The sequence below is a fragment of the Steroidobacter flavus genome (assembly GCF_042651805.1).
In the GTDB taxonomy this organism is placed as follows: Bacteria; Pseudomonadota; Gammaproteobacteria; order Steroidobacterales; family Steroidobacteraceae; genus Steroidobacter; species Steroidobacter flavus.
The window spans coordinates 54,206-72,912 of sequence record NZ_JBHSDU010000010.1 but is presented as its reverse complement, the minus strand read 5'-3'; the positions used below and the strand labels follow the sequence as shown (position 1 = coordinate 72,912).

The 18,707-nt window shown below is 61.6% G+C and carries 13 protein-coding genes; 4 read left to right on the top strand and 9 right to left on the bottom strand.

Translation table 11 applies throughout. The features are described from left to right. Positions 1 to 3: 3 nt before the first annotated feature. The 7 genes from ACFPN2_RS21685 to ACFPN2_RS21655 all read right to left on the bottom strand — a co-directional run bounded on the left by ACFPN2_RS21685 (position 4) and on the right by ACFPN2_RS21655 (position 11,514). Positions 4 to 1,281 carry a thiamine pyrophosphate-dependent enzyme gene (locus ACFPN2_RS21685; protein ID WP_380600492.1) on the bottom strand — a complete coding sequence of 426 codons (1,278 nt, stop codon included), beginning with the start codon at positions 1,279 to 1,281 and terminating at the stop codon, positions 4 to 6. Between the two features lie 161 nt (positions 1,282 to 1,442). Next, on the bottom strand, positions 1,443 to 2,546 hold the full coding sequence (locus tag ACFPN2_RS21680) for a hypothetical protein (RefSeq protein ID WP_380600490.1): 1,104 nt from the start codon (positions 2,544 to 2,546) through the stop codon (positions 1,443 to 1,445). A gap of 26 nt (positions 2,547 to 2,572) precedes the next feature. Continuing rightward, complete coding sequence (locus ACFPN2_RS21675; protein ID WP_380600488.1) at positions 2,573 to 3,976, bottom strand: COG4315 family predicted lipoprotein; 1,404 nt, start codon at positions 3,974 to 3,976, stop codon at positions 2,573 to 2,575. Between the two features lie 26 nt (positions 3,977 to 4,002). Beyond that, positions 4,003 to 5,352, bottom strand: coding sequence for a DUF1552 domain-containing protein (locus ACFPN2_RS21670; RefSeq protein ID WP_380600486.1), 1,350 nt, complete (start codon positions 5,350 to 5,352; stop codon positions 4,003 to 4,005). A gap of 24 nt (positions 5,353 to 5,376) precedes the next feature. Continuing rightward, positions 5,377 to 7,137 carry a DUF1588 domain-containing protein gene (locus ACFPN2_RS21665; RefSeq protein ID WP_380600484.1) on the bottom strand — a complete coding sequence of 587 codons (1,761 nt, stop codon included), beginning with the start codon at positions 7,135 to 7,137 and terminating at the stop codon, positions 5,377 to 5,379. A gap of 256 nt (positions 7,138 to 7,393) precedes the next feature. Beyond that, positions 7,394 to 8,362 (bottom strand): MBL fold metallo-hydrolase, encoded by a 969-nt coding sequence (locus ACFPN2_RS21660; RefSeq protein WP_380600482.1) that lies wholly within the window; start codon positions 8,360 to 8,362, stop codon positions 7,394 to 7,396. 65 nt (positions 8,363 to 8,427) lie between these two features. Further along, positions 8,428 to 11,514, bottom strand: a complete 3,087-nt coding sequence (locus ACFPN2_RS21655; RefSeq protein WP_380600480.1) for a TonB-dependent receptor plug domain-containing protein — start codon at positions 11,512 to 11,514, stop codon at positions 8,428 to 8,430. Between the two features lie 423 nt (positions 11,515 to 11,937). Here ACFPN2_RS21655 and ACFPN2_RS21650 point away from each other — a divergent pair, with 423 nt between their 5' ends. The 4 genes from ACFPN2_RS21650 to ACFPN2_RS21635 all read left to right on the top strand — a co-directional run bounded on the left by ACFPN2_RS21650 (position 11,938) and on the right by ACFPN2_RS21635 (position 17,418). Further along, complete coding sequence (locus ACFPN2_RS21650; RefSeq protein WP_380600478.1) at positions 11,938 to 12,948, top strand: aldolase/citrate lyase family protein; 1,011 nt, start codon at positions 11,938 to 11,940, stop codon at positions 12,946 to 12,948. A gap of 135 nt (positions 12,949 to 13,083) precedes the next feature. Then, complete coding sequence (locus ACFPN2_RS21645; protein ID WP_380600476.1) at positions 13,084 to 13,725, top strand: sigma-70 family RNA polymerase sigma factor; 642 nt, start codon at positions 13,084 to 13,086, stop codon at positions 13,723 to 13,725. Beyond that, positions 13,725 to 16,289 (top strand): protein kinase domain-containing protein, encoded by a 2,565-nt coding sequence (locus ACFPN2_RS21640; protein ID WP_380600474.1) that lies wholly within the window; start codon positions 13,725 to 13,727, stop codon positions 16,287 to 16,289. Before ACFPN2_RS21645 ends, ACFPN2_RS21640 begins: the two co-directional genes overlap by 1 nt. A 145-nt stretch (positions 16,290 to 16,434) precedes the next feature. Continuing rightward, positions 16,435 to 17,418, top strand: coding sequence for a helix-turn-helix domain-containing protein (locus ACFPN2_RS21635; RefSeq protein ID WP_380600472.1), 984 nt, complete (start codon positions 16,435 to 16,437; stop codon positions 17,416 to 17,418). A 118-nt stretch (positions 17,419 to 17,536) separates the two neighbouring features. On the opposite strand, the gene ACFPN2_RS21630 is transcribed toward ACFPN2_RS21635, so the two are convergent. Next, positions 17,537 to 17,947: a helix-turn-helix transcriptional regulator gene (locus tag ACFPN2_RS21630; RefSeq protein WP_380600470.1), complete on the bottom strand. Its 411-nt coding sequence runs from the start codon at positions 17,945 to 17,947 to the stop codon at positions 17,537 to 17,539. Further along, the gene (locus ACFPN2_RS21625; RefSeq protein ID WP_380600468.1) at positions 17,947 to 18,525 is read right to left on the bottom strand and encodes an RNA polymerase sigma factor; all 579 of its coding nucleotides are present in this window, start codon (positions 18,523 to 18,525) and stop codon (positions 17,947 to 17,949) included. The genes ACFPN2_RS21630 and ACFPN2_RS21625 overlap by 1 nt, the downstream gene beginning before the upstream one ends. Between the last annotated feature and the right edge of the window lie 182 nt (positions 18,526 to 18,707).

Below are 18,707 nucleotides of genomic sequence, written 5' to 3'. Positions count from 1 at the left end.
GATCTAAAATCCCGCCTCCTGGCGCTGCTTCAGCAGCCGCGGATCGGGCTCCTTGAACACGCCTTCGAACATCGTCTTGGGGCTGGGCGTTTGGTTGTTTCCATGCACGCCGCTCGCCTCCGCTTCCTTCTGAATGTTGCGCACTTCCTGCGTCACTTCCTCCTGAAGCGCCGCATGTTTCTCCTCGCTCCACTCGCCGCGCACGATCAGGTGCTGCTTCAATCTCGCGATGGGATCGCCGAGCGGCCACTTGGCGCCTTCATCCGCCGGGCGATACCGGCTCGGATCGTCGCTGGTCGAATGGGCTTCGGCGCGATAGGTGAACAGCTCGATCATCGTCGCGCCCTGATTGGCACGGGCGCGTTGAGCCGCCCACTTCGTCGCGGCATACACGGCGAGGAAATCGTTGCCATCGACACGCAGCGCTGGCAGCCCATAGCCCACGGCCCGGGCCGCGAACGGCGCTTCATCGCCGCCTGCGATGCCCTGGAACGAGGAGATCGCCCACTGGTTGTTGACGACATTGAGAATGACCGGCGCGCGGTAGACGGACGCAAACGTCAGCGCATAGTGGAAATCGCCTTCCGCCGTCGTGCCATCGCCGATCCAGCTCGCGGCGATCCGCGTATCGCCACTCAAGGCCGAGCCCATGGCCCAACCGACCGCTTGAATGAACTGCGTGCCTAGGTTGCCGGAGACCGTGAAGTAGTTGTGCTCGCGGCTCGAATACATCACCGGCATCTGCCGGCCGAGCAACGGATCGAGCACGTTGGAATACACCTGCCCCATCATCTTCAGGATCGGATAACCGCGCGCGATCAAGAGACCCTGCGAACGATAGCTGCCAAAGAGCATATCGGCGCTGTCCAGCGCCAAGGCCTGCGCCACCGCCACCGCTTCCTCGCCGGTGCTGCGAACGTAGAAGGAACATTTGCCCTGACGCTGCGCGCGATACATGCGCTCATCGAACACGCGAGTGAGCATCATCGTGCGAAGACCTGCGAGCAGCGTCGCGCTCGAGAGCTCCGGCACCCACGGGCCCACCGCGCGGCCTTCGTCATCGAGCACGCGAATCAGCTCATAGGCGAGATCGTGAATGGAACGAGGCTCGGCATCGAGCGACGGCCGGCGCACCGCGCCTGGCGCCGAGAGACGCAGTTTACTGAAGTTGACCGGCTCGCCAGGACGTGCGGCGGGCTCGGGAATTCTGAGCGTCAGTGGCGCGTTGCGCGCCGGTCTGAGCGCCACCGCCTGACGATCCAGGCGGGGTGAATGCAGCATGACGGCCCCCTAAACAACGTTTGTTGTCTACTTGTATTGGGGCAGTCTAGCGAGCGCATCGCGGTTATTTCTTCGCCAAATTCGCGCCTCGAACCCGCCTCTGCGCATGATCGTGGCAAGCATGGGTGCGCAGGTGTGAAAATTCCTGCGCACCCTCAATCTTACTGCTGCGACACCAGTTCCTTCTGTTCCGGCTGCTGCACATACACCTGCGTGAACTTCACTTTCACGGCCGAGGAAATCGCGGTGTTTTTGCCGGTTTTGGGATCGGGATAGCCATCGGCGAGACGGCTCATCGCCTTGAACTGCGAGGGCGAGGAGAGCTGACCGTAGCTGTGATGATGCGTCGACCAAGAAGTATTCAGGTGATGATTGAAGGCCTTCACATCGACGAAGCCGGCCATCAAGCCTTCGGCCGCTTCCGGATCGAGCTTCAGCTTCAATTCGAAGCCGCGGAACACGTGATAGCCGCTGGTGCCGAACGTCACGCCCCACGGCAACATCACGCGATCGGCAGGCTCGGTGATGAGCACGCCATCGACGATCTTGCCTTTCAACTTGCTCACATATTCCTTGCCCCAACGCAGATCGACGCGCTGCGTGCCGCCGGGAATGAAGCCTTCGCCGGTCGCATCCTGCAAGAGCCCATCGCTGCCACGATAGGTCGTGACCACGACGGAATCGTCATTCTTCAGATCGTCCACTTCGGTGAGCTCGATGACGATGCGGGCATCGTCGTAGCTGCGCATGAACAGATTTTCGAAGTGATTGATCGTGCCCATGGTGCGGTAGTGGCCGATGCAGCCGATCACGCGATACAGCTGATTATCGATGCCCTTCTCGCCCTCGGGGCTTACGAAGTCTTCGGGGCCGACCTTGCCATCGAGGTTCAGGCCATAAGAAACATTGCCCTGCGCCTCTTTGAAGACAAACGATTCCGGCGCCGTCGTCGGATGCCACTGCTCGCCTTCGCGCTTTAACTGCGCCTCGACGATGCTGCGTTTCTTGCCATCGTCGTAGAGCTTCTTGAACTGCTCGCGCGGCCCATCGTTGAAGCCTTGCGGGCATTCGGTCTTCGCGCCTTCAGTCTCGTACACGGCCCAATACTTGTGGGTCATCACGTAACCGATGCGGCGATCTTTCAACGCACCGCCGCCTTCCTGCAGCGGCGCGGGCTGCGCGCTCGCCGTGCCTAAGGCCACGGTGACCGAGGCGGCCAGCAGCGAGCCGGCGATGCTCATCATCCGAACAGCATTGCTCTTCATATCAGCTCCTAGTCTCGCCGAACCGATCAGCGATCGTTCGCCGTGCGGCCGAGGTTGTTGTTGCGATAGTCGTCTCGCACCCAGAACGCCCGGAAGCCATTGCGTTGACCGTTGAACTCGCCGTAGTTGTCGCCATTGGCATCACCGGCCTTCAGGTCCTCGCCATAGGTGTACACGGGGCGGCCACGATAGGCCCACACTTGCATGGCGCCGGCATCGCTTGGCTTTGCCCACTTGCCCGTCTTGGGATCGATCGTGACGACCGTCCACAGGCTGCTCTCGCTCTTCGCACCGGCCGAGGCCTTCACGTACGGGAAGGTCGCGTTACACACCGTCGCATCGAAGTTGCCGCAGATGGCCATGCGATACACCTGCGGGGAATCCGGGTGATCGCAGGTCTGCTGATCCATCGCATCGTCGTTGCACTGATACAGATAGATCGTCTTGCCCTCCTTATCCGCGAGCACCTGACCGATGCGCGAGTCCTGCACCGTGAACTCCGCCGGCGGGAGCAACGCACGCTGCGTATAGACGTTGTGCCAGCCCGGAATGTCGCTGCCCGTCACCGCACGCGCCTTCTTCTCGTGCACGTAGGTGTAGAGCGGCTGACCGCGATAGGCCCATTGTTTGATACCGGGCGAGCGCTCGACCACGCTCCAATCGCCCTTGGTCTTCGCAGTCTGCGGCGCCGTCACCGGATCCCAATCCGATAAGCACTTGCCCGTGCAGTTGGATTTGCCGGGCGCATCGGCGTCCGAGGCATACACCGAGAAGCCTTTGTAAGTCGTGATCATGTGACCGGTGCGAAACGGCACCACGTCGAGCTCGGGCGGCACATCGGGCGGCGGACCAATCGGCTGACGCACGATGCCCTGGGCACCGCCGTTCAACGCATTGGTGCCGCCGTACACATCGCCCGCTTTCTTATCGAGGCTCGAGGTGTACACCGGATAGCCATCGTACGCCCACTGGCTCTGACCGTTCTTGCGCTTGGCGATCGTCCATTTGCCGACGGGCTTCGCATCCGCCGGCGCAAGCACCGCAGGCCACAGCTGTTCGCAGCTCTTGCGCGTCTCAAGTTCGGGCAACAGGAAGCCCGGCGGATACGGGCTCATGTAGCCAGTCGTTTCTTTGTAGATCGTGTCATCGCAGGTCGCAACGCCGCTGTTGCGACGATCGCCCGCGTTGCCGTTACGAAGATTACCGAGCGGCCAGGTGTAGATCGTCTTGCCCTCGGCGGTTGCGAACACCGGGCCTTCGAGCTCGGTCTCGATCACCTGGATGCCCGGCGGCATCGGCACCTTCACATACGATTCCTGATCCTTCGAGTCTTTCGTCTGCCAGTACGGGCCGCTTGCGGCCTGCGTCGTCTGGCTCGCGCCGGCGGCGACCATGAGCGCCGCCGACAACAACCATCGAAGTCTATTCATCTCGTCTATCCCCCAAGCCTCGCGCGTTAGCTCATGCGAGATACGAGGATCTCGCCGACTTCCTGCGAAGTGTTGTTGCTGTTCACGCCCCACGACGGCTTGTCCACGCCCATGAGCTTCAGCGCCGTGTAGCCGACGCGACAGCCCGTGGTGCCCTTGCCATCGATGTGCAGACCGGTCCGTACAGCGCCGCCGCAGCGGCCGGCCGTGAAGATCGGAATGTGATCGAGGCTGTGCACACGGGCGTAACCGTGGTCGGTCGTCGCCATGATGAACACGTTATCGAGCAGCGTGCCGTTGCCCTCCTTCACCTTGGTGAAGGCATCGACGAAGTACGCCCACGACTCCATCGCACGACGCGTGAACCACGAGGCGGTCGGCTGATAGCCGACGTGCATGTCGACCGGCTCTTCGTGCGTCGTCGTGTGGTGCGGCTTCTCGTAGCCCGGCTTGATGGTCGAGGAGTTCGCGTTGGTGTAAGCCATGTTGAAGACGCGCGTCTGATCGCACGCAAGCGCCATCACCAAGAGCTCCGTCATCATCTTGTGACGAATCGCGATGGCCTCGGCTTCCTGACCCATGGCCGGATCGACCGTGATCTCACCCGGGCGCACGCACGCCTCGATCGGCTCGGGCTTCTCCAAACGCTGCTGGAACTGCTGCTCCAGATGACGCAGGCCCGTGAAGTACTGATCCAAGCGCGCCCGATCATCGGCCGGCACGGTCTGCATCAGGCTCTTGGTCTGATCCATCACGCCCGAGAGCACGCTCCGACGCACCATGATGCGCGGGTCGGGATTGAACGTCTTGGCATTCGGATCCGGGAAGTCGGGGCCGAACAGGCGGGTATAGAACTGCAACGGCGACCACTCGGGCGAGTTCGGCGTGTTGCTGTTCTCGTAGCTGTAGGTGTTACGCACGTCGCCGGTCGCGGTCGCGGTCAGCGACTTGAAGCGCGTGCCGCCACCGATCTGGTTCGCGATCGTGACATCGATGGTCTCACCCGGAATGTCCTTGGTGTCCTTCGGCGCTGAGCCCGTGCGGGCGATGACCCAACCGGTGTAATGACACAGGTTCTGATAGTTGTCGCGGAACGCTTGCGTGTTGGTGATCAAGTTGATGTGCTTCTTGATCGGCTCGAGCGCACTGATCTCTTCGGGCAGATCGAAATCGGCGCCGTACTTCTTCGGCACGAAGACGCTAGAGTTCATGCCCAGGCCCCACCCCCAGGTGCCGAAGCGCACCGGCATGGGCTTGCCATCGGCGAGCGCGGTGCCATTGGTGTTGAGCATGCAATTCAACAACGGGAGCGCGACGTTCACCGCGGCGCCACCGACCATACCGCGCAAAACTGTCCGTCTGGTCAACTTGCTCATGTGTGATCTCTCCGGAAGCCGCAATCAATGCTGGTCGTGGCCGGTCAGGGCCGCGGTCGTTTGTACTTGCGTCGCAGGCGTCGTGGCGTCGACCGTGGTCGTGGTCGCAGGCGGCACCATCGGCAACGTCTCTTCGATGACGATTTCCTCGGTCGGCGCGCGGCCTTCGCTCGTGTTCACCTTCTTCGCCTCCGTCACGTGCTGGAAGGCATCGGACATCACGATCGTGCGCAACACATCGGGGAGCTTGTAGCCGGCTTTCTGGAACTCGGCCGTGTAGTACTTGAGCAGCGGCCGGTCAGAGGGCTTGGCCGCGCCGCCCGAGCCGTAGCTGTAGAGACGATCGACGAGGCAGCTCGGCAGCGCCGGATTGTCATGCAGCGCTTTGCCTAAGCCCACGACATCGGTGAAGTGCACACCATCGAGCTCGCCGTTCGTGTCGATGGTCGCGCCGTTCTCCGCCGTACGGAAGCGGCCCGCGCCATCGAAGCTCTCGAGCGCGAGGCCCATCGGGTCGGTGATCTTGTGGCAGCCGGCGCACGCAGGATCTTCCAGGTGCACGGCGACGCGCTCACGCTGGGTCTTGTAGTGCGCGTCCGGGTTGTTCAACTTGCCGAAGTCCACGTTCGGCGGCGGCGGCGGCACGACCTGGCACAGGATGCGTTCGCGCAGCGCGCGTCCCCGCAGCGTCGGCGAGCTGCGGCCCGGGTGGGCACGAAGCGCGACGAAGCTCACCTGAGTCAAGAGCCCCTGACGCGGGCTGTCCTCGGGGAACGTATATTCCGTCCAGCCTCGCGAGGCCGGGATTTGATACAGCGGCGCGAGCGCCGGCGACATGAAGGTCTCGCGCGTCGTGTACAGCTCGCGATAGTCCTCCTGCTTGTGAATCAGGTGATCGACGATCGTGCGCATCGTCTGCTCGCGTGCATCGGCGGCCGTTGCTCCCGTGAAGAACGGATACACCGTCGGATCCTTCGAGAGCGCATCGAAGTCATCGAAGCCCAGCATGTCATCGAAGAACGCGCGCATGCCGTCCTCCAAGCGCGGGCTCTCGAGCATCGCGTCCACAACCTTCTGCATGCCCCGCTCGCTGTCGAGATCGCCCTTCTCGGCGGCGGTGAGCACCATGTCATCGGGACCGGCGTTCCACAGGAAGAAGGACAAGCGCGAGGCGAGCGAATACGCATCGAGCTTACGGGTGCCCTGCTTGTTCGGCTTCTCATCGCTCGACTCGACGATGAAGAGCACATCGGGGCTGATCAGCATCGATTCCAGCGTGAGCTCGACGCCGGCGTAGAAGTCTTTCAGCTGATCGGCCGCCTGATTGGCTTCCGTCACGTACTTGTTGAGCTGCTCATCGCTGAGCTTCTGACGATGCAGGAGACGGCCGGTCTGCGCGAAGAACTGTTTGGCGCACTCGGGATCGGATTTCTTCTCATCGGCGGGCGTGCACGGAATGAGGTAGTTACGACGCTCGGGCGCGACGACTTGGGCGGCGATGCTGCTCGCGGCACGCTGGAACGTTTCGATCTTGCCCGCGGTTACGCCGGCCAACGCGGCGCCGTTCGAGAGCAGACCATCCGTTCGACGCAGCGGCGGGAACTTCATGTCCATGCTCACGCTCGAGCCGAACACGTTCGCGACCGTATTCAAATACTGCTGGGTGGTGATGATACGCACGCGCGGCGGCGTGCCTGGATTCTCGGGCTCGTCCTTGCTCGCACAGCCGGCCAACAGCAGGCTGGTCAGGGCCACGGTGCCCATCGCACGGATACATGACTTCACTCAACGTCCCCCTCTCAATCATCAGCGATGGAACGGTATCCAGTTCAGTGCTCGAGCTAGACCTGTTCTATCTGCTAGTCAGAATGTACGCCTAAGGCGCTACATGAACTTTGTTTTTTTGACCGCGAATATGGAAATTTTCCGTCCGGTGTCAGGCGTTTACCCTGGATTTCGGAGGCACATTACGAGGCTGTCAGCTGGCGCGCGTTGGACCGCATTCCCGGGGCTGGAGTTCCACAGAGCGGTGCGCACCCCTTCAGGTCTCCGGCAGCTTGCCGTCGAGCTCGAGGTAGACCCGAGCGATGGCGAGCGGCGCCTGCGAACTGCGCAGAGCCCAGTCCTTATAAGGGCCCCAGTTCGCATGGTCCGCGGCCGGGCAGTTCGCGGCAGATTCGCAGGCGTAGCCCGCAGCACGCAAGCGTTTCGCCTCCTCGATGACATAAGCCAAGGCCTGCCTCGCCTCGTCCAACTCGCGCTTCATGATGGGCGCATCGTCGATGAATCCATGCCCCGGAATCACCCAGGTGGCATTCAAATACACCGACTTTCGGATCGTGGCCAGCCACTCGGTAGGATAGGCAGAGCGCATCGCCGGGAAGACATCTCTTAAATAGATTTCACCCAGGAACAGCACACCGACCTGGGGCAGCCAGGCGACCAGGTCGCCGCCGGTGTGGGCACGACCCAGATTCAGAATTTCGATTTGGGCGGCCCCGAGCCGCAGCGATCGCTGCTCGGAGACCAGCATCGTTGGCGGATTGGGATCTTTCGCCAGGTGCTGTTTCGAGGCTGGGGATGCGATGAAGACCACGTTGGGATAGGCCGCTTTGAAGGCGGCATTGCCGCCGACGTGGTCCGTGTGATCGGAGGCGATCACCACATATTTAATGGGCTCGGAGGTTAACTTCTTGATGTTCTCGATCATGAGCTGGGTTTGGGCCACATCGCCCTGCCCGTCCACGACCACGACGCCATCGCCCGTGACCACGATCAGGCTGACCGTGTTGACGATCGAGCCCTGCTTGTCCGGGGAATGCAGCCCTTCATAGGCATACACGTTGGCTTCGAGCTGTTGCCAGCGTGGGAAATCTTTGGGTGTGAGATTGCGTTTGGAAATATCCGCCGAATGCGGCGGCTCGACGGGCGCGTCGGCGCTGGCGATGGCAGACACGAGCGTCCCGGCCAATGCCAGCATGATGGGCGCGAGCACGGTCGCTACTCTCATCGTCATCCCCCAAGGGGGCGGGCCTGCGTTGGGCCCGCCCCGCTCGCGTTTCTTACTTGGTGTTTTTAGAACTTGAAGCGCACGCCGCCGTGGAACATGGTTCCGAAGCGATCGTACAGCGTCACGTTCGACTGACCCTGATAGAAGCCCGCGCCGCGGCCACCCGCAACCTTCGCCGGATCCTCATTGGTCAGGTTCTCAACCACGAAGTACACCTCACCCAGATCCTCGAGCTTGTAGTTCACGCCCAGGTCGAAGTAGTGAGCCGATGCGATGTGGTTATCGTTGATCGAGTTGGTGTAACCCATCGCCGTGAGCTCCGCCGAGGTCGGGCAGCTGCCGATCTGGCACTCATAGAAGGCGTTGTTGTACACACCCGAGCTGATCCCGCGCATCGTCAACGTCACGGACACCGGATTCCAGTCGTAACCTGCCGAGAGCAGGAAGCGATACTTCGGACCCGAGAGGTTGGCACCGAGGCCAATGCCCGCATCGTCCGAGTTCACGCCCTTGCCATCGATCTTGAGACCGGTCGCGGTGGTCGTCTCCAACTTATCGACGAACGTGCCCATCGCACGCAGCGTCAGGTCGCCAGGGCCGACCGGCAGACGGTACGTGGCATCCACGTCGATGCCGCTCGCCGTCTCACCCACGATGTTTTCGGGGTAGCTCGTGACCACATCGATGAAGCCCGCGTCATTGCGATGGATCTGCGAGCACAGCTGCGCATCGGCGTTGTTGTAGCAACCCTCGATGATTTCACGCGTGCTGCGCGCGTAGATCGTGCCGTCGACTTCGATCTTGTAGTAGTCCACAGACATGGTGAAGCCCGGCAGGAAGCGCGGCGTCAGCACCACGCCGATACCCGTCGTGTCGGCTTCTTCGGGCTTGAGATTCCGGTTGCCGATGGTCTGGCTCTGCATGAAATATTGCAGCTGCCGACCCTGTGCATCCACCATGCCCGGCGCGAGGTCCGTGTTGTTACCCGTGCCACCGGCGCCCTTGTTGAACAGCTCGCCCAAGCCCGGCGCGCGAATGTCACGCGACTTGGTGACGCGGAAGCGCATGTCCTCGAGCGGCGACCACACGAGGCCCGCCTTCCAGGTGGTCACGGCGCCAGACTCGCTGTAGTCCGTGTAACGAACGGCACCGTTGAAGTCGAGCACATCGGCGCCCGGCACGTCCTTCAACAAAGGCACGACGGTTTCGAAGAAACCTTCGTTCACGGTGTACTCACCCACCGTCGCCTTGTAGTTACCTGCGAAGAACGCGCTCGCCTGGTCCAGCGCGCTCACCGAGCCGTCCGCCGACTCCTTGCGATGCTCGACACCGAAGGCGGTCGAGACGGGGCCGGCCCAGTTCTCGAACGGCTCGCCGCTCATGCTGGCCGCGATGACCTGCTGCTTCAGCGTGATATCCGAGTGACCGGTTTCGGTGACGTAGTCGATGGCTTGCGGCGAGTTCACGCCCAGACCCATCGGGTTGTAGGCACGGCACGCCGGATCGACGACGATGTTCAGGAAGCGATCACGCGCGCCGCAAACGATGTTGCCGGTGGCCGTATCGACGCGGGAGTTGATCGCCGCGAGATAGCGCGAGTTGACGCGGTTGGTCGGCGTCCAGGAGACGATGTTCTGCTCGCCATGGACGTAGGACGCATCCCAGTTCCACTCTTTGCCGCCCAGATCGAAGTTGCCTTCGAAGCCGAGCACGCCGCGCTTCATCTCACGCTCGTTGATACCCTGCAGGTAGTGCATGTCGCCGTTGAACGTGCCGATTTCGATGGCGTCGATGTTGTTGGCTGCCATCACGTTCCGGATATCCTGCGAGAGGAACGCGTTGTCCTGATAGACGAACACGCTGCCGCCGTTGTTCAGGATCGGCACCACCTGCTCGTTGTGCGACCAGGTCTTGCCATACTGCAAGTCGACGAAGGCCGTGACGTTATCGGTCAAGTCGTAGCTTGCGCGGCCGAACAGCGTCTTACGCTCGAGCGGCAGAGCGATGGTCGTCGCGCGATCGACGCGCGAGGCTTCCCAATCGCCACCCGACATGGTCGGACCGTTCACGAGATTACCGAACTGGAACGGGATCGCCTCACCGCCGGTCACGAACTGCGTGCCACGCAGGCCGCACGCGCCGGGCATGGTTGCGAGCCGATTGCCCGGCTGGCCGGTCACGAGATCGACGTACGGGGTGATGCGCTGACAGCTCAACGTCAGACCGCCGTACGTGCCGTTCGCGACACCCGCGTTATGCACCGTGAGCAGCGAAGGCTGGCCCGCCTGCGAGGCGTTCGGGTTGGTCATCAACTGGAACGAATCATCCGCCCAGCTGCGATCGTTGCCGATGATGCCTTCGTCGTTGGCGTACTCGCCGCTGAACAACAGGTGCAGACGATCATCAGCAAGCTTCGTGCCTGCGGTGACGGTGAACTTGTAGTTCTCGCCATCGCCCGCCGAGGTCATGCCGTAATCGACGTTGGTCTTGACGCCGGTGAAGTCCTTATCCAGAACGAAGTTCACCACGCCCGCGAGCGCGTCCGAGCCATACACCGCCGAGGCGCCGCCCGTCACCACGTCCACTCGCTGCACGAGGCCGCTTGGGATCATGTTGACGTCCACCGCGCCCGACAGCGTGCCGGTGGCAATCGAGGAGCCGACCATGCGCTTGCCGTCCTGGAGCACCAGCGTGCGGTTGGCACCCAAGCCGCGCAGGTTCAAGAGGTTCGTGCCGGCGGTGCCGGAGCTGATGTTCGAGGAGCGATTACGCGGCGTCTGGCTGTTCGTGAACGCGGGCAAGCGGTTCACGGAGTCGGCGATCGTCGTCGTCGCCATCTTGTTCAAATCTTCCGCGCCCAGCACGGACACCGGCGTCGGTGCTTCATAACCGTCGGCACGCGCGATGCGCGAACCGGTCACGGTGATCGCTTCGAGCGTATCGCTACCCGCCGGTGCGGAGGTCGCGCCCGTATCGGTTTGAGGCGCAGGCGACGGACCGGCCTGAGCAACCTGCTCGGCGGTCTCCTGCGCCATTGCGTTGAATGCAACGAAACTGGTCAGCGCGAGCAACGCGCTCGCCGGTCCCAATGCCCGTCTCACGGCTGCCGACACCGGGCGCTCGCCCGAACGTGCTGCGCTTCGATCGTTCATCGTCATATTCCCCCTTTTAGGAAAATTATTCTCCTGCGTCGCTTGCATCGGAGAACTCCGGCGAGCTCGCAGCTGATGAGTCACGTAGATGAAGCAGCCGGCTTTGAGCTCGCCTGATGCCTCATTTCGCGGGACATCCTACGCGCGTCGGGTCGCAGGAATTTACTGATAATGTGTACCGGCACTCGGGGTCGCAGCATGAATCGAGCGCAAAGGCGCAAGTTGACGACATTAGTTTGCGCCCCTTTGCAGGGAGCACTCGCGCGCGGCGTTTTCGCCACAGGGAAGTCGTATTCAAAGCGGTTGAAGTCGAGCGCGACGACGCGCTACTTTGAAGACGAGCGCACACGAGTGGTGCGCTCATCGATAACCGACACCCATGTCATCACGAACGCGCGCGTTCGTTCGGGGGATTTTAAGATCATGCCTTCCACGTCGATGGCCCAAACGATTTCCAACTGCTTGCGAGCCGCATCCGTCGTCGGCCTCGCGCTCGTGGCGAGCTCGACGCTCGCCGATGCACCGACACAACGCTTGAATCCCGTGATCGGATTGATCGAGCAAGGCAAGCCTGTGATGGGGCTGTACGCGCCGAGCAATCGCAAGCCGCCGGGCGCCGCGGCCGATGCGCCCAGCCCAAAGAAATCACCGGCGGAGCTTGCGAAAGAAACCGTGAGCTACAAGCTCTCCGATTTCGTTTTCGATGGCAGCATGGAGTACAAATTCGATGAGACGCTGCCGGTCTTCACCGACTTCGCAAAGGCGCTCAACGCCGAACATCATCTCGACAAAAAGCCCTACCCCCACATCGCCTATCCGATGATCGTGAAGATCCACGAGATCGCACCCGATCCGGAGCTCGCCGCCAAGCACATCGGTCAGCAGTTGGATCTCGGCGTGAGCGGCATCATGTTCGTCGGGGTCGAGAGTCCCGAGGAAGTGAAGCGCGGGATCGCAGCGATGCGTTATCCGTCTCAGGGCGGCACGCGTGCGGACTCGGTGGGCTCGGCCCCGAAGTACTGGGGCTTGAACGAAAAGCAGTATCGCGCCAAGGCCGATCTGTGGCCGTTGAACCCGAACGGCGAATTGATCAACTGGGTCGTGGTCGAAAGCAAGGAAGGCTTGAAGCACGTCCGCGACATCGCCGCCGTCAAAGGCATCGGCGTGCTGTGGCCGGGCGCGGGCACGCTGCGTCAGGTGTTCTCCACCACCGGCGCCGATGGCAAGCGCGTGGTCGATGAACAGGCTTGGGAAGGAGCGATTCAATCGGTGCTGTCCGCCTGCAAGGAATTCAAGGTTCCCTGCGGCATTCCCACCACCCCGGATCAGATCGAAATGCGCATGCGCCAAGGCTTCAGCGTGTTCGTGATGAACTGGGGGGAGGCGGGCTTCAAGACCATCGAGGTCGGCCGCAAGGCGGCCGATCGCAGCTAACGCTTTATCGCTCGACAGGCTCCGGTGGTCGCATCCGGCCACCGGAGTATCGCCTATGCCCTTGCTGCCAAGGTTCAACGGCATGGAAGGGGGATAATCTCCGTCGCTCAGCCGAGATCAGGGCCGATACTCAGCATGAGCCACACCGACAATACCGACACTCAGCCAGTCACTCAGCTGTTAGTACAATGGCACCAGGGCGATGAGCATGCCTTGGCACGCTTGACCGCCCTGCTCTACGACGACCTTCGCCGACTCGCGCAAGGCTATCTACGGCGCGAACGGGCCGATCACACCATCCAGAAAACCGCGCTCGTACACGAGGCGTTCGCACGACTCGTCGATCAGCAGGCGGTCGATTGGCAGGGACGCTCACATTTCTTTGCCTTGGCCTCCCGGCTCATGCGCGGGATTCTGGTCGATCACGCTCGCGCTCGCTTGGCAGATAAACGCGGCGGTGGCGCGCGTCCGGTCAGCCTCGATCAGCTGGTGGCGGGATCGGCCGAGGAAGACGGGTTGCCGCTCGATCGCACGACGCCCACCGCGCTTCAACATCTGGATGGCCATACCCAGGAAGATGTCTCGGCGATCGATGAAGCGCTTCAACGCCTCGAGGAGATCGATCCGCGCCAGGCGCAGATCGTCGAGATGCGCTACTTCGGCGGCCTCACCATCGAACAAACCGCGGATGCCATGGGCATCTCGGACGCCACCGTCAAACGCGAGTGGATGCACGCCCGCGCCTGGTTGCGTTGTGAGCTGGGAAAGAATCATTGATGCGCTCCGAGCAATGGCGCCGAGCCAAAGATGTGTTTACTTCCGCGGTGGAACTGCCCGCGCGCGAGCGTGAGCTCTTCATCCGTCGGGCGTGCGAAGACGATGTCGCGCTTCGTCGCGATGTCGAAGCACTGCTGAAGGCGCACGAGAGTTCCGATAGCTTCATCGAACGCCCCGCCGCTCAGCGTGCGGGACTCGCCTCGGCCCCCATCGACTGGATCGGTCGTCGCTTCGGACCGTATCGGATCGTCGGCGAAGTCGAACGCGGTGGCATGAGCGAGGTGTATCGCGCGGTTCGCGACGATAATCAGTATCAGAAAGACGTCGCAATCAAGTTTTTACGGCACGGGTTTGATTCGGAATCGTTGTTGCGACGGTTCCGGGCCGAGCGACAAATCCTCGCGCAGCTGAATCATCCGCACATCGCGCACCTGGTCGATGGCGGCACGACCGAGAACGGCATGCCGTATCTGGTCATGGAGTACATCCAGGGACAGCCGATCGATGTGTACTGCGAGCAGCGCAAGCTCGGGATTCGCGAGCGGGTCGATCTCGTTCGCACGCTGTGCGGGGCTGTGCACTACGTGCATCAACACTTGATGGTGCATGGGGACTTAAAATGTAACAACGTGCTCGTGACCGAGCGCGGCGTGCTGAAGCTGCTCGACTTCGGGATCGCGAAGTTGCTGAATCCGCCGCCGGCGTTGGGGGGCGTCGGCGGGCTCGGCGGCGATCGCTTCACGAGCGGCTACATTGCGCTGACCCCGGACTATGCGAGTCCCGAGCAACTGCTCGGTGAGCCCATCACGACCGCAAGCGATGTGTACTCACTCGGCGTGTTGCTCTATCGCTTGCTCGCAGGACGTCTGCCCTTTCATATGCGCAGCGCGTTGATGCCGGAGGAGATCAAAGAGCTGTGCGAGGTTGTGCCGGAGCGGCCGAGTGTCACGGCGCGTCGCGCGGGTGAGAGCTACCGTCAGTTCGCGCGGCATCTCGAAGGTGATCTCGACAGCATCATCTTGAAGGCCATCGCGAAGTCGCCGGAGGATCGCTACGGGTCGGTCGAGCAGCTCTCGGAAGATTTGTTGAGTTATCTGCGGGGGTTTCCGGTTCGAGCGCACAGCGATGGCGCGGCGTATCGGGCCAAGAAGTTCGTGCTGCGCAATCGGCTCGCAACGGCGGCGATCGCGTTGTTTGTGCTTGCGATGACGGGCGGAATTGCAACCACGCTGTGGCTGGCGCATCTTGCCGACGTGGAACGCTGGCGTGCCGCGCGTCACTTCGAGATCGTTCGGAAGTTCGCGCATAGTTATATGACGGAGGTGCACGGCGCGATCGAGAATCTGCCGGGGTCGATTACGGCGCGGAAGCTATTGATCGATACGTCGCTGAAACATTTATCGGAGCTCGCCAAGGAAGAGACCAGCGATAACCCGATGGTCAGGCACGATCTTGCGAGTGCGTACGAGAAGATTGGTGACATCCAAGGCCGCTTGGGTGGCGCCAACATGGGCGATACCGATGGCGCCATCGCAAACTATCGGATTGCCATTCGGACGCGCGAGTCGTTGCTTGCGGCGGAAGGCAATAACGTTGAGTTGCAACGAGACTTGCTTCGCGCGCATGGGAAGCTTGCGGAACTGCTGATGGTCGGCAATGAGCCGGCGGCTGCGACCGAGCATTTTCGGGAGATCACTCAGATCGCCTCAACGCTCGCGAATGCGCCGGATGCGACCGTGGACGATCGTCGCGGGCTCGGTAACGCGTATCTCTCTTATGGCTGGCACTGCGTGTCGCTCGGCCATCTCGAAAACGGCCTCGAATTGATGCTCGAGGCCGCGGCACACTATCGCGCGCTGCTGGCCGCCGAGCCCAATGACATTCGGGCGCGGCGTAATCTGGCCTTGAGTCACCATCGCATGGGGTACACGCTCATCGAGCGTACCGAGCGCTACGAGGAAGGCGCGCGATATCTCACGGACGGGCTTGCGATGTGGCGTGAGATGTCCGATGCGGATCCAAACAACGGCGATCTGTCGCGGGCACAAGCGTACACGGCGATGGCGCTGGCCTCGGCGCGGCTGAAGTTAGATCAGCCCCGGGAAGCCCTGCCGTTGTTCGAGGAAGCGTATCGAAGGTTCGATGCGTTCCGTGCCGCGGATCCAGGCGATTTCGAGGCGCCGATCGCCGCGGCGCATGCGTTGGGACAGGTATCGGCCGCCCTGCTTGCAATCGATGAACCGCGGGAGGCGCTGTCGCGCCTTGCGGTCGCAGAAACATTACTTCGCAATCAGAACCCGAGTGCCGATCGCGAATTGCCGGAGACGCAGTACTACGAGGGGCTGGTGTATCTGCAGCTCGGGAAAACGCATTCGCGGCTGGCCACGGTGGGTGGGCCGTTACCGAAGGCAGAGCACCGCCGGTTGGCGCGGAGCTGGTTGGGGAAAACGATTGAATCGATGAAACGTGCGTCGGTGGATACGGCGCATGGCGGGCGCGCGAAGGAACGGTTGCGCGAAGCGGAACTGCAGCTCGAGGAATTGCGGAATCCGGCGGTGATCTGATTACGTGCCTGCCGAATCACACGATAGTGCGACGTGACGTTTCAGCCCGCTCCGAGTGGCTGTGGGGATTTCCTGATGGTGTTTCTCACTGAACAATAAGAGACTTCCGGTTCCTCATGCTGCGTCGCTAACTCCTCCATCATCCGTGACCAGGATCGTCTACCAGGATATCGATGAGTTCGCCGACGCGCTGCGAGGCACGATCGGTTGTTTCATCCGCACTGCGCCCTCCGCCGCCCACTGGTGGATCGATGGGCTCGAGCTCGCCACCGCCTCGATGCAGCACTTGCACACCGGCGGCCCGTTCACCTTCGCCGGCCGCGGCAAGCCCGGGACACTCACGTTTCATGTGCCGCTGACCAACATTGGCACGGTTCGGGTCAACGGGCAGATTTTGGACGCCGATTCGTTCGTGGTGCTGCGCGAGGATCGGCCGTTTCTTTGGTCGGTGAGCGATGCGAGTCACTGGGCCAGTGTGTCGGTTCCGTTGAATCACACCGTGGTAACGTCGGCGCTGGCCAGCGGCGCGCCGAACGGGACCGTGCGTCGCCGCACTTCCGCCGAGGTCTTGGATGGCGTGAAGCGGCTCATCGAGTCTGCGCGTGGGATGGATGTCGCCAGCGCAGATGGCGAGATCGCTTCGGCACTCATCCATGCGTTGAAGCAAAGCGTCCCCGCGGATCCCGGGCCGCGGATTGGGCGGCCCCAACTGTCGAGGTCCATTGTGATTTCGTCGGCATTGGCATTTATGAATGCCAATGAAGGACAGCCGGTATTCATCGATGACCTGTGTCGAGCGACTCATGTCAGCGAGCGGGCGCTTAGGAACATGTTTCATGAGTTCTTCGGCGTCGGGCCGATGCGGTTGTTGAAAGTTCGGCAGTTGCATGAGATTCGGGCGGCGTTGCTGAGAACGCAGCCGCGGTTGGATACAGTGACGCATATTGCGGCCAGGTTCGGGGTGTTTGATCCGAGTTTGCTGGCGAGGAACTATAAGACGTTGTTTGGGGAGTCGCCGTCGAAGACGTTGAGGAGAGCATCCACTGGCGAGTCGCAGGCGCGGATGCGCGTGGGCTGGTTGAAGCATGCGTCGCGAATATTTTTGGATGGCGATTCGGGGTCGATGTAGCCCGCAGTCGCCACAGGGCCGGTTCCGAGCCGGCGTTCCGCGGCACGCGTTCCCCGCGTGCAAGTGCGCACCCAATCGTTGAGCCCCGTCGAACTGCCCGTCCCAAGGAGCGCCTCCATCAGCGACCTTTGTCGGTCGCATGGGCGCCCTCCAACACATCGATGATCCGTAGAACAAAGCGCTGCGGTGTCTTCGGCAATGCCTGAAGACGCTCAGCATGCCACGCAGCGCGCGGCGATAGCCGCTGCGGTCGCAAGCGGACGGGTTTGGGCGAGCGCGTCAACTCTTCGAGTCCCACGCCGAGCGCTCTCGCGAGCTTCTCCAGCATCAGCACTGAGACGCGTCGCTCGCCGATTTCATACGCAAACAGCGCTTGCTGAGAAACACCGATCATTCGAGCGAGCTCTGCCTGTGTGTAACCTTTAGACTTTCGTACGAACGCGATGTGCCCGCCGAGCTTCTTGAAATAGTCCTTGGACTCTTCTCGTATCGTCGATGAGCGACCGCCCCGGTTCTGCGTTCGATTCATCACAGGTCCTCTTTGATGCATTGCTGGCGCAGTGAGCTGTACGCTCGCGTCAGATCACGCAAAACAGTCCGATAGGTCAGACCCTGACTCTGAGCAATTTGTTTATAAGTCATTTCCTCATCGACGTGCAGTAGCAGGATTTCACGCTGACGCCGGGGTAGTCGACCGATGACGGCGCGCAAATACTGATTCATCCGCGTCCGCGCGACCGCATTCTCTGGCTCCTCTGCATCCTCTATCTGCAGCTCCTCCAGCCAGGCCTCGTCATGGGATAAACGTACTCTGCACCCCTGCCGCCAATTATTGACGACATTGGTCGCCACCCGAAACAAATATCCCTGCGGATCCTCTACGAGGGCCTCATCGCAATACCGAAGCAGTCTCAGAAATACTTCCTGCGTCAAGTCATCGACTTCTCCGGAAGGAACACGTTGGTTTGTCCCGATCCAACTGCGAATCGGATGGCACCAATAGCGAAACCATTCGATGAGTCTCGCCCGATCTGGAGGATTCGGTGTCGGCGTCTCCGATTGGCGCCTCTCGAGCGAAGCCGCAAACGTCGCTTCCTGATTACACATCGTGTCGACCCTCACATCTGCAGAATCGATTCACCCTCGCGCGCAAACATCGCGAATCAGAGAGTTTGAATACCGACGACATCGCCATCAAAACATGTCGCGCGAGCACTCGAATTTCAATCAGAGCACGAAACATACCCGAGGCGAGTGCGCTTTCGCGCGTTGGACAGATAGTACTTGAG

Excerpts from the sequence above, each read along its gene's own strand:
- ACFPN2_RS21640 (WP_380600474.1), top strand. The coding sequence starts at position 13,725 with ATGCGCTCCGAGCAATGGCGCCGAGCCAAAGATGTGTTTACTTCCGCG.
- ACFPN2_RS21675 (WP_380600488.1), bottom strand. The coding sequence starts at position 3,976 with ATGAATAGACTTCGATGGTTGTTGTCGGCGGCGCTCATGGTCGCCGCC.
- ACFPN2_RS21670 (WP_380600486.1), bottom strand. The coding sequence starts at position 5,352 with ATGAGCAAGTTGACCAGACGGACAGTTTTGCGCGGTATGGTCGGTGGC.
- ACFPN2_RS21645 (WP_380600476.1), top strand. The coding sequence starts at position 13,084 with ATGAGCCACACCGACAATACCGACACTCAGCCAGTCACTCAGCTGTTA.
- ACFPN2_RS21680 (WP_380600490.1), bottom strand. The coding sequence starts at position 2,546 with ATGAAGAGCAATGCTGTTCGGATGATGAGCATCGCCGGCTCGCTGCTG.
- ACFPN2_RS21630 (WP_380600470.1), bottom strand. The coding sequence starts at position 17,947 with ATGAATCGAACGCAGAACCGGGGCGGTCGCTCATCGACGATACGAGAA.
- ACFPN2_RS21660 (WP_380600482.1), bottom strand. The coding sequence starts at position 8,362 with ATGAGAGTAGCGACCGTGCTCGCGCCCATCATGCTGGCATTGGCCGGG.
- ACFPN2_RS21650 (WP_380600478.1), top strand. The coding sequence starts at position 11,938 with ATGCCTTCCACGTCGATGGCCCAAACGATTTCCAACTGCTTGCGAGCC.
- ACFPN2_RS21685 (WP_380600492.1), bottom strand. The coding sequence starts at position 1,281 with ATGCTGCATTCACCCCGCCTGGATCGTCAGGCGGTGGCGCTCAGACCG.
- ACFPN2_RS21625 (WP_380600468.1), bottom strand. The coding sequence starts at position 18,525 with ATGTGTAATCAGGAAGCGACGTTTGCGGCTTCGCTCGAGAGGCGCCAA.
- ACFPN2_RS21655 (WP_380600480.1), bottom strand. The coding sequence starts at position 11,514 with ATGAACGATCGAAGCGCAGCACGTTCGGGCGAGCGCCCGGTGTCGGCA.